The organism is Huijunlia imazamoxiresistens, from assembly GCF_037132455.1.
GTDB classification, from domain to species: domain Bacteria; phylum Bacteroidota; class Bacteroidia; order Chitinophagales; family Chitinophagaceae; genus Flavisolibacter; species Flavisolibacter imazamoxiresistens.
Map to the genome: position 1 here is coordinate 49,412 of NZ_JBBBEI010000031.1, position 9,188 is coordinate 58,599.

The following is a 9,188-nucleotide window of genomic DNA, read 5'->3' on the forward strand; positions in this document are numbered from 1 at the left end:
TATTATCAGCAGTTGCGTGTAAAAAATCGTTTTTGGACGGGCCGGTGCCCACCTCTTCGGTGCCGGAGGAAGAGGTGTTCAAGACACCCGCCGGGGTGCGGTCCTATTTCCACGGCATTTACCGCAGCCTGCGCAGCCGCTGGGTAAACCTCGACCGGACGGCCGGCAACGCCACGGACACCTGGGGCTATGCGGCCGTACACCTGGCCCGGGTGAACAAGGGTACCGACGTCATCAACACGGGCGGCTGGTACCAGTTCGACTACCGCCAGGAAAACCGGCAGCCGATGTACCGGCGGGTCACCTTTACCTGGGGCTTTTTTTACGAGCACATCAACCAGCTCAATGTGCTGATCAGCGGGGTGGAGAAAAGCACGTTTGCCGACAGCGACAAGCAGCGGTTCCTGGCCGAGGCCCGGGCGCTGCGGGGCTGGCTGTATTTTGAGCTGGTGCGCGAATTCCAGCACGGCTGGGCCAGGGATTCGCTGGCACCGGGCGTCCCCCTCTACCGCCAGCCGTCCAGCCTGGCCAACAAGGGCGCTCCCAGGGGCACGCTACAGCAGGTGTACGCATTTATTCATGCGGACCTGGATTTCGCCCTGGCGCACCTGCCCATGGACCGCGGCCTGAAAAGCCAGGTGAACCTGCGCGTGGCCCGGGGCCTGGCGGCCCGCATCTACCTGGAGCAGGGCCGCTGGGAAGAGGCCCTGGAAGCCGCCCGCCAGGCGCGGGAGGGCTGCGCCCTGGATGCCGCCCAGTACCGCAACCATTTCAAAGAGATGGAAGCCTCCCCCGAGGTGATCTGGGGCTTTGCCCAAACCCAGGGCGGCGGCAGCCAGACCCTGGAATTCGGCACCCCCAGCTCGTTTTTCGACCAGACGGGCAGCGGTTACGGCAACTTTTACGTGAGCGCCGCGCTGGTATCGGCCTTTTCGGTTACAGATGTACGTAATACCTTCTTTATAGCGGGCAATGACCCCGGCGGCCCCGACCGCTATGCCACCAATAAATTCGGCAAGCCTTCGACGCAAAAAGTGCAACTGGTGACGGGCGAGGAAGTGTTTAAAAAGACCATCGACTTCGACGAATCGCTGGTGCTGCTGCGGGCTGCCGAAATGTACTTGGTGGAGGCGGAAGCCCTGGCCCGCCTGGGCCGCCCCGAGGCCGGCGAGGTATTGTACACGCTGCAGGTCAACCGCGACCCGCAAAAATCAGCTTCGGAAGCTTCGGGCGCAGAACTGGTAAAAGAGATCCTGCTGGAGCGGCGGAAGGAACTGTACGGCGAGGGGGGCATCGAATGGCTGGACGCCAAGCGCCTGCAACTGCCGCTGGAGCGTTCGGCCAACCACCCCGCCGCCTACCGCATGGTCCTCCCGCCCAACGATCCCCGGCTGGTCCTGAAGATCCCCCAGAAAGAACTGGATACAAACGACTTCATGGACGAGCGTGACCAAAATCCTTAGGGTACGTGCCGGCGCCGCTTATGGGACGAGAAGCTTCATTTGCTATCCAGGGCAGGGGGATTTGTGGCATTGGCCACCTTCCAGCCGGTGGCATACATCCAGTCCGTCATGCGTTTGAGCTTGGGGTAATCGATGCGGTCCGCTTCGTCTTTAGGTGTATGATAATCGGCGTGCAGCAGGGAGGTGAAAAACAGGGCCGGGATGCCCGCCCGGGCATAGGAAAGGTGATCGCTCCGAAAATACCAGCGCTCCAAATGATCTTTATGATCCCAGGAAGTATCTATTTTGAAGCGGGCGGTTTGCCGGTTGGCCTCGAAAGCGGCTTCCGCCAGTTGTTTGGAGTTCCGGTGGGGCGGCGTCACGCCCAGCAAGGCTGCCGAATCAGGATGATTGCGCCCGATCATATCGCCATTGATCACCGCCACGATGCTTTCCTTTGGCACCACCGGGTGCTGCACCATCCAGCGCGAACCCAGCAGGCCCCGTTCCTCCGCCCCGTGCCAGGCAAACAACACGGGCCGCCGGGCAGGTTTTTGAACAAAGGCACGGCCGATGGCCAACAAGGCCACGCTAACGGAGGCGTTGTCATCGGCACCGTTCCAGATGGAATCCCCGGCAACAGGTATCCCTACCCCGTCATGGTCGATATGGCTGCTGTACAACAGGTATTCCTGTTGCAGGCGGGCGTCCGTACCCGGCGCTATCGCCACCACGTTCACCGAAGGATATTCAAAACGGGTTTCCCGCAATCGGGCCACAAAGGTGGCGCCGGGTCGCTGCAGGGCAGCGGCATAGTTTTCCGAAACCAGGATCACAGGCACCTCCGTGGCTCCTGCCCTTTGCCGGTCGCCGGGCAGACCATAATAACCTGTTTCAAAATCCAGCTCATGCTCCAGGGAAGCCAGGGCCGCCGATGCGGTGCTATCCGCCACCAGCACCACCGCCCGGGCGCCCTGTGCGCTCAATGCCTGCGCCTGCAGCCTTATGGCCTTGTATACATAGCGAAAACCCCAGAGGCTTACCCAGGAAGGAGTTGCAGGAACCGGCGGCAGTATCTTCATGGCCACAATGCCGCCCTTTATCCCGTCCTTCGACGTATCGGCCAGGGAAGAAAGCCACCGCACGGGACCGCTGATGTCGGCCTCCGCCGGTTCGGGTACCCAGGCATCTTCCCATAAACGCAGTCCCATGCCGTTGAGGAAAATTTCGCTGGTGGCCGCCAGCACGGTACGCTCCAGGGGAAAGTACTGGAAGTACGTGCCCATATCTCCCGCCGGTTTTAACCCTGCCTTTTGGGCCTGTTGCGCCAGCCAGGCGGCCGCCTTCAGCTCATCCGGGGTGCCGGCTCTTCTGCCCCGGAAAGAATCGCCGGCCAGTGAAAAGAGGTCGCGTTTCAGATCATGGATGCGAATAGAAGAAAGGCCCGGAGGAACCTGGGCCTGCACCCCCATACTATGCAACAGTAACAGAAGTAGGATAACCGTATTTATGACCGTTTTAAAAATAAAACTGCCCGATGAAAAATCCGGATGGATAAAATCCTGCTGCATGATCCTTTTCTTATTAAGGTAAAGAAAAACAAGCAAAAGGCTTTCGGCCTACGCCTACAATGGTTCGCCGGTACATTTTCTTAATTTTAAAGATGAAAGACAACTTTTCCACCCGGTCCGACCAATACGCGAAATACCGGCCGGGCTATCCGCCAGAACTTTTTGACTACCTGGACTCCCTGGTCCCGGGCAAAAAAACAGCCTGGGATTGCGGAACGGGAAACGGACAGGTTGCGTACGAACTGGCAAAATTGTTTGACCAGGTTTATGCAACGGATATCAGCGCCGCTCAAATGGAACAGGCCCCAACTGTCCCCAATATTTTTTATTCCGTTCAGCCTGCCGAACAGACCGACTTCCCGGAGGGGCTATTTGACCTGGTCGTGGTGGCACAGGCCATCCATTGGTTTGATTTTGAAAAATTTTATTCCGAAGTCCGGCGCACCTCGAAACCCGGTGCCCTGATCGCCGTAACCGGCTATGGCAGGATCAACGTGGCTCCTGAACTGGATGCGGTTATTGACGATTTTTACCACAATGTGATTGGCCCTTATTGGGACCAGGAAAGAAGGTATATCGAGGAGCATTATACCACCATCCCCTTTCCCTTTGAAGAAATCGAAGCGCCCCGCTTTGTCCTTAAGCGGCACTGGACCCTGGAACACCTGATCGGGTATTTGAACACCTGGTCGGCGGTAAAACATTTTATAGGGCAACAGGGCTACAACCCGGTGGACCGCCTCTCCCCTGTCCTGGAGCGGCATTGGGGCACCCAACCAATCCGGGAAGTGCAATTTCCCCTGTTGCTCCGCATAGGACGTATCCATACCGCATAAGAAGCTTCGGCCTATTTTTACTTAGGATGAAGTGTACTTACCCGGAATACAATTCCAGCCCACAAAAAGACCCCGCCGGGGCAGGGTCTTGACTTCTCAAAACAGCATGGAGAACCACTATTTGTTTTTCTTGAAACTGAAAGATCGGGAGATGTTGAAGCCGAAATAAATATCGCCGTCGCCCCACTCGCCCTGGGTCTTAGCCAGGTAGTAGGGACCGGTCATGCCCTGCGAGTTGGTAAACACCAGCTGGAACACGTGGCCGCCGGTTTCAAAGTCGAAGCCCAGCGAGAGCGAATTGTCCGGGTCAGTGCTGGGCAGCTGGCTGCCGGGCAGCAGGTTGTATTCGGCGTTGATGCTGATGCGGCGGGTGATCTTCATGCGCCCGCCGATGCCCAGGGAAAACACCTCGTTGTTGTCCTGGGGCGTGGGCACCAGGTTGAAATGCGTCCATGCCGGGGACAACTGCAGCGACAGGTTGCGGTTGAACTTACGGGCAATCAGCGCCTGGGTGGTATAAGCGGTACGATAACGGGCGTTGAGGTACGGCTTGTCCGGCATCTTCAGGGTGTAATGAGTCAGCAGTCCGTAGAGGCTGACCGTTATGGGCACCTTGCCGGCGGCCTGGCGCAGCACTTTCCATTTAAGGGAGCCGTCAAAAGTCTTGTCGAGCTGGCTCCTGCCGATGCCTACGGCCAGCCGGTCGGTGAGGCCGTAATCGAGGCCGAAGCGGATGGTGGCGTTATCCAGCCCGAAAAGCGCATAGCCGCCCTCGTTCAACTTGCCAAAGCGGTGCATGATCAGAAACTGGAGCCCCTTTTTCCCCGGGGCTTCCACGGTGGGTGTATTGATGATCTGCGTGGCTTTGAAGGTGCCCGTCGCCTGGTCGGCCCAGGGGCCGGCAGCCAGCGAGTCGTCGAGCATCTTCAGCAGCGACGTATCCTGGGAGCGGGCAGGCACAAACGAAAAAGCGAAAAGGAACAGGAAAAGAAAATACTTCTGCATAAGGGATCATTTTGAAGGTGTGCATCCTACCGATACGTGTACATCTATTTTCTGGGCGATCTTCTCCCGTACCAGGGAGGGTATTTTGATGTTGAAATCACCGGGCTCGAGCTGGAAGACCGACTTACCGGTAAGGCTGCCCCCTTTTACCTCGAGGGTGGCCGGTACGGTGATGTTGCGGGTAACCCCGTGGAAGGTGAGGGGCCCCGATACCTGCACGGGGTACGAGCCGTCCTTAGAAAAGTCCACCTCGCCGCTGTACGAGCCGGTAAAGGTGGCTTTGGGGTACTTGTCGCTCTCGGCATAGTTCTCGTTGAAATGGGTCTGCATCAGCTCCTTGCGGAACAAAAACCCTTTTACCAGCAGGCTGATGGCCAGGTTTTTCTTGCCGGGATCAATCACCGCATACACCTGCTTGTTCTCCGCCCGGATATCTTCCAGGGGTGTTTTGGAATAAAAGCCGATAAAGCCGTTCCGAGTCAGGCAGGACTGCGCCCTGCAAAGCTGCCCCGCTCCAATGATCATCAACAATAAAATGATTTTTTTCATAGCCAAAGTTTAAGGGTCAATGGTCAGTAGTCATTGACCAATTTCTTTTAATTGTCCTTCGTTCCCTGGGCGATCCAAGCCTGGATCTTACTGATGTCGCAATCGGACAGCTTGGGGGCGTTGCGGGGCATGGGCGTAAAGCCCGAAGCATGGGTGATGGCGCCCACCAGCCGGCCGTTGTCGGCCACCGTCTTCACATTGGCGTAGGTGTCCAGGTTCACGCCATCCCGGGTCAGGCCGTTGCCATGGCAGGCAAAGCAGTTGGCCTGAAGGATGGGCTTAATATCCGTGGAAAACTTCATATTCGCCGTCACGCAGGTGTTGCCGCCGCCGGCGGGGGTATCGGGCTGGCTGACGGTTTGTTCGTCATCCTTGGAACAGGCCACAAAGATGAGCCCGGAAATCGTGATGGTCAGCAGGGAGGAATAGATCCGTTTCATATGTCTGGTTTATAATTTACGGTTGTGGGTAAGAGTGACACATCAGGGGGTCACTACTACGGCGTCCACCAGGTTCACGTCCATCAGGAAGCCGGTGCACCTTCCCTTGATCCGCACCGGGCGGCCCTTTTGCGGCAGCGTGGCTTTGTCGCTGTCTTTGGCCAGGCTGCAGTTCACTCCACCCATGGGATCGCCGGACGACAGCAGCAGGCTGCTGCCTTCGGCGGTGGCCTCTACGTTTTCCACCACACCCGACACGTCCAGCACCTTGCCCGCGTACCGGGCATCGGCCTGCTGCTCGTTCTGCTGGTAGGCCCGGAACAGTTCGGTGGCCGTGAGGGTGAAGTCGGCCGAAGCCCTGTCCACGCCGGCACGGGGTTTATTGTACCAGTACAGGCCTATGGCCGCGCCGAGCAGGCATAAAGCGATCCCGGCAAAAAGAAGGGTCCTTTTTTGCATAGTCATTTCATTCGATCTATAAAATAGTGGCAGTTACCGCAGGGACTTCGTCAGCCCCAGGTGCAGGCCGGCGCTGCTCAGGGGCAGGCTGCCCACCCCTACGCCTGCCAGCGGCAGCTTCAGGTAGGGCTCGATACGCATGTCCAGGGAGTTGCCCAGCTTTCGCTGGTAGCCCACCCCCAGGTGCAGCTCGGAAAACCAGTTCTTCGAAGCGTTCCGGTACTCCTTGTACGCGTAATAGGAGGTACTGTAGCGCTTATACCAATACTTGTAATCCTCGTTTTTCATGAGATAAGAGGAAACGCCGGCCGCAGCCGCCCAACTGTGCTTCCCGGTGGAAGCCAGGGTGTAGCGAAGGGTCAGCGGGATTTCAATCATGTGGCAGGTGCCGTTGCCGCGAAGGATGGTGGTATGGGCCGGCAGGTTCATTTTTGCCGGGTTGAAATGCTCCCCTTCCGCGAAATATTCTTTCTTGTCCCACAGCAGCCCGGCCTCCACTGCCCACTTCCCGGCAAAGCGGTAGCCGCCGATGATACCGGCGCTGTAGCCCGCTCCCTGCACTTTATCGATCTTCACCCAGCTCAGGTCGGGGCCCACCACTACCCCTGCATAAAACTTCTTTCTTCCCGGAATCTCAAAAGAAACCATTTTGCCCGTTAAGGCATCGGCGGCAACGGGCGAAGGCTCTTTTATGGGAAGCGAATCGGCCGGCAACAACGCCACGGTATCCGTCTTCTGCCTTTTTGTTACAGGAACAGAAGCAATGGCCTGCTCTACGGGCTCCTGGCCGCCGGAAACCGGCGGAACAGCCCCGCGCCTGTGGACAGCTTGGTTTTTCACAGCCAGCGCAACGGGCTTCTGGGCGGAAAGCCCTGCCCCAGTCTTTTGGTCCCGATGAAACCTGCTGCCTGCTACCGGCCGGTCCGTTCTGCCCGGTTGGGTCAGGATGGCGGACTCCGCCGGCGCCGGAACGGTTTGCTTCGGCGGCCCGGAAAGAACCGGTCCACCGGAGGCGGTTACCGGGCGGCCCGTTGCCGGGGCGGCTTTATTTTCTTTAGCCCCCAGGGGTTCACTGGCTCCCGGGAGGAAATTTTTCTGAATTCCGCCGGCTACCTCACCCCAGCCTTCATCGCCCTGCTCCAGGGGCGTATGCAGGAGAAAGCAAAGGGGCAGCAACAGGAGCATCAATCCCCAGAAACGCCGGCTCTTTTTTCCGCCCGCTCCGCCCTCTCCCTCTTTCAACCGGGCGGCCACTTTTTCCCAGTCGGCCCCTAAGGGTTTCAGAGGATAGCTGTCGGCTGCCTGGCGAAACAATTCATCCATATCGTCGTTTACAGGTTGCATACGGTTGCTTGCGGAAGCTCCTTATTGATGGCTTTTTTTAAAAAATCTCTTGCCTTGGACAGGTTCGACTTGCAGGTGCCCACCGAGATTCCCAGCGCATGGGCGACCTCCTGGTGCGAATAGCCGTCGATGACGTGCATATTGAAAACGGCCCGGTACGAGGGCGGCAGTTTCCGCACCTGGGCAATGAGCTCTTTGTACAGGAGCTGCTGGTCGGCCCCCTGGCTGTTGTCGGCCGGCTCCCAGCTGTCTTCGGGCAGTTCACCGATCTCGGGAAGCAGCAGGTTGCGGCGCAGCTCGTCTATAGCGGTATTGACCATGATGCGCCGGATCCAGCCCATAAGGATCTTTTCGGTCTCCTCCCCGCTGCCCTCCTCGAACTTCTGAAAGCTGCGGAACACTTTTACAAACCCGTCGTTGACCACATCCACCGCCCGGTCCATCCGGTAGATATAACGAAATACCACCTTCAGGGCAAAGCCATAGAACCGCTCATAAAGCATCTTCTGATGCTTATGGTCGTCGATCATACAGCCATGCACTATTTCCAGCAATTCTTTCAAAATGGACAGTGGTTCTTTTGGTCGTTTAATCTATACATACGGAGCCGGTTGCAAAGGGTTGCCTGGCCCTTAAAAAATTTACGAAAGTTTTTTGAAGCATGAACAGCAGAGTAATAGGCAATCAGCAATAGGCAATCAGCAATAGGCAAAACTTCGCGCCTGCTGCAACCTTATGGTTTATACTGGCGACTTCTATGTAAATTGACCCGGTGAAACGATTTTTCCTTTTCCTCTTCCCGCTCCTTTCCGGCAGCGCCCTCAGCGCCCAGCAGGTGGACAGCATATACTTCCACCTGTACACCGACAGCCTCAAAAAAGGTTTTTACAACTACATCAACGTGGATGGGAAATACACCGACGGCTCCTGGCTGCCACTCGACTCCAACCAGGTTCAACTGTCGGCTAACACCGGCTATTTTAAGGGAAACGACCTGTTTATCGACAGCTCGTACACCGGCGAAACGGTCCGGGTAAAGGCCCTGCTCAAAAGCCGCCCGGAGATCTGGAGGGAAGTCACGATCTATATAAGAAAAAGGCCCCTGAACGAGCCTTTGAAAACGGAAAACGATGTCTTTTCCGAAGGAAGCAAACGGAGGAAGAAATAGTTAGGGCCAAGCGTTCGGAACCCTGGTAAAGACGTGGATAAATCGAAAGTCCTTTCCAGGGTTCCGAACGCTTACGGTTATCCCGCAATATCTTCTACTACTGCGGCCATTTTCTTGGCGTCTTCGAGGAACTTGGACAGGCCGATGTCGGTCAGGGGGTGCTTCAGCAGGCCCAGGATGGATTCCAGCGGGCAGGTGCACACGTGCGCGCCCAGTTCGGCAGCCCGTACAATGTGGTTGGGGTTGCGGATGGAAGCAGCCAGGATCTCTGTTTCGTAACCTTGTACGTTAAAAATATCGGCGATCTGCTGGATCAGGATCATGCCGTCCCAGCCCGAATCATCGATACGGCCGATGAAGGGAGAAACATAAGC

General features: G+C 57.2%; 11 protein-coding genes. 3 read left to right on the forward strand and 8 right to left on the reverse strand.

The window, feature by feature from the left end:
* The first annotated feature begins 32 nt into the window (after positions 1–32).
* Complete coding sequence (locus V9K67_RS23645) at positions 33–1,463, forward strand: RagB/SusD family nutrient uptake outer membrane protein (RefSeq protein WP_336726953.1); 1,431 nt, start codon at positions 33–35, stop codon at positions 1,461–1,463.
* A gap of 35 nt (positions 1,464–1,498) precedes the next feature.
* Here V9K67_RS23645 and V9K67_RS23650 read toward each other — a convergent pair whose 3' ends face one another.
* Positions 1,499–2,914 (reverse strand): M28 family metallopeptidase, encoded by a 1,416-nt coding sequence (locus V9K67_RS23650; RefSeq protein WP_336726956.1) that lies wholly within the window; start codon positions 2,912–2,914, stop codon positions 1,499–1,501.
* A gap of 191 nt (positions 2,915–3,105) precedes the next feature.
* Here V9K67_RS23650 and V9K67_RS23655 point away from each other — a divergent pair, with 191 nt between their 5' ends.
* Positions 3,106–3,849, forward strand: a complete 744-nt coding sequence (locus V9K67_RS23655) for a class I SAM-dependent methyltransferase (RefSeq protein ID WP_336726957.1) — start codon at positions 3,106–3,108, stop codon at positions 3,847–3,849.
* 117 nt (positions 3,850–3,966) lie between these two features.
* Here the strand turns inward: V9K67_RS23655 and V9K67_RS23660 are convergent, their stop codons facing one another.
* Genes V9K67_RS23660 through V9K67_RS23685 form a run of 6 tightly spaced genes read right to left on the reverse strand, consistent with a single transcriptional unit; the run spans position 3,967 to position 8,209 of the window.
* Positions 3,967–4,854 (reverse strand): DUF5777 family beta-barrel protein, encoded by an 888-nt coding sequence (locus V9K67_RS23660; RefSeq protein ID WP_336726959.1) that lies wholly within the window; start codon positions 4,852–4,854, stop codon positions 3,967–3,969.
* A 6-nt stretch (positions 4,855–4,860) separates the two neighbouring features.
* On the reverse strand, positions 4,861–5,403 hold the full coding sequence (locus V9K67_RS23665; RefSeq protein WP_336726961.1) for a YceI family protein: 543 nt from the start codon (positions 5,401–5,403) through the stop codon (positions 4,861–4,863).
* Positions 5,404–5,450: 47 nt separating this feature from the next.
* Positions 5,451–5,843 carry a c-type cytochrome gene (locus V9K67_RS23670; RefSeq protein WP_336726962.1) on the reverse strand — a complete coding sequence of 131 codons (393 nt, stop codon included), beginning with the start codon at positions 5,841–5,843 and terminating at the stop codon, positions 5,451–5,453.
* 42 nt (positions 5,844–5,885) lie between these two features.
* Positions 5,886–6,302 (reverse strand): OB-fold protein, encoded by a 417-nt coding sequence (locus tag V9K67_RS23675; RefSeq protein ID WP_336726965.1) that lies wholly within the window; start codon positions 6,300–6,302, stop codon positions 5,886–5,888.
* Between the two features lie 33 nt (positions 6,303–6,335).
* Positions 6,336–7,625, reverse strand: a complete 1,290-nt coding sequence (locus V9K67_RS23680; protein ID WP_336726966.1) for an outer membrane beta-barrel protein — start codon at positions 7,623–7,625, stop codon at positions 6,336–6,338.
* An 8-nt stretch (positions 7,626–7,633) separates the two neighbouring features.
* The gene (locus V9K67_RS23685; RefSeq protein ID WP_336726967.1) at positions 7,634–8,209 is read right to left on the reverse strand and encodes an RNA polymerase sigma factor; all 576 of its coding nucleotides are present in this window, start codon (positions 8,207–8,209) and stop codon (positions 7,634–7,636) included.
* A 209-nt stretch (positions 8,210–8,418) separates the two neighbouring features.
* On the opposite strand from V9K67_RS23685, the gene V9K67_RS23690 reads away from it, so the two are divergent.
* Positions 8,419–8,814: a hypothetical protein gene (locus V9K67_RS23690; protein ID WP_336726970.1), complete on the forward strand. Its 396-nt coding sequence runs from the start codon at positions 8,419–8,421 to the stop codon at positions 8,812–8,814.
* 77 nt (positions 8,815–8,891) lie between these two features.
* On the opposite strand, the gene V9K67_RS23695 is transcribed toward V9K67_RS23690, so the two are convergent.
* The coding region (locus V9K67_RS23695) for a transaldolase family protein (protein ID WP_336726972.1) at positions 8,892–9,188 on the reverse strand (297 nt) is incomplete at its 5' end.

Coding starts and splice junctions, on each gene's coding strand:
- V9K67_RS23650 (WP_336726956.1), bottom strand. CDS start 2,914: ATGGGGGTGCAGGCCCAGGTTCCTCCGGGCCTTTCTTCTATTCGCATC.
- V9K67_RS23655 (WP_336726957.1), top strand. CDS start 3,106: ATGAAAGACAACTTTTCCACCCGGTCCGACCAATACGCGAAATACCGG.
- V9K67_RS23660 (WP_336726959.1), bottom strand. CDS start 4,854: ATGCAGAAGTATTTTCTTTTCCTGTTCCTTTTCGCTTTTTCGTTTGTG.
- V9K67_RS23665 (WP_336726961.1), bottom strand. CDS start 5,403: ATGAAAAAAATCATTTTATTGTTGATGATCATTGGAGCGGGGCAGCTT.
- V9K67_RS23670 (WP_336726962.1), bottom strand. CDS start 5,843: ATGAAACGGATCTATTCCTCCCTGCTGACCATCACGATTTCCGGGCTC.
- V9K67_RS23675 (WP_336726965.1), bottom strand. CDS start 6,302: ATGCAAAAAAGGACCCTTCTTTTTGCCGGGATCGCTTTATGCCTGCTC.
- V9K67_RS23680 (WP_336726966.1), bottom strand. CDS start 7,625: ATGGATGAATTGTTTCGCCAGGCAGCCGACAGCTATCCTCTGAAACCC.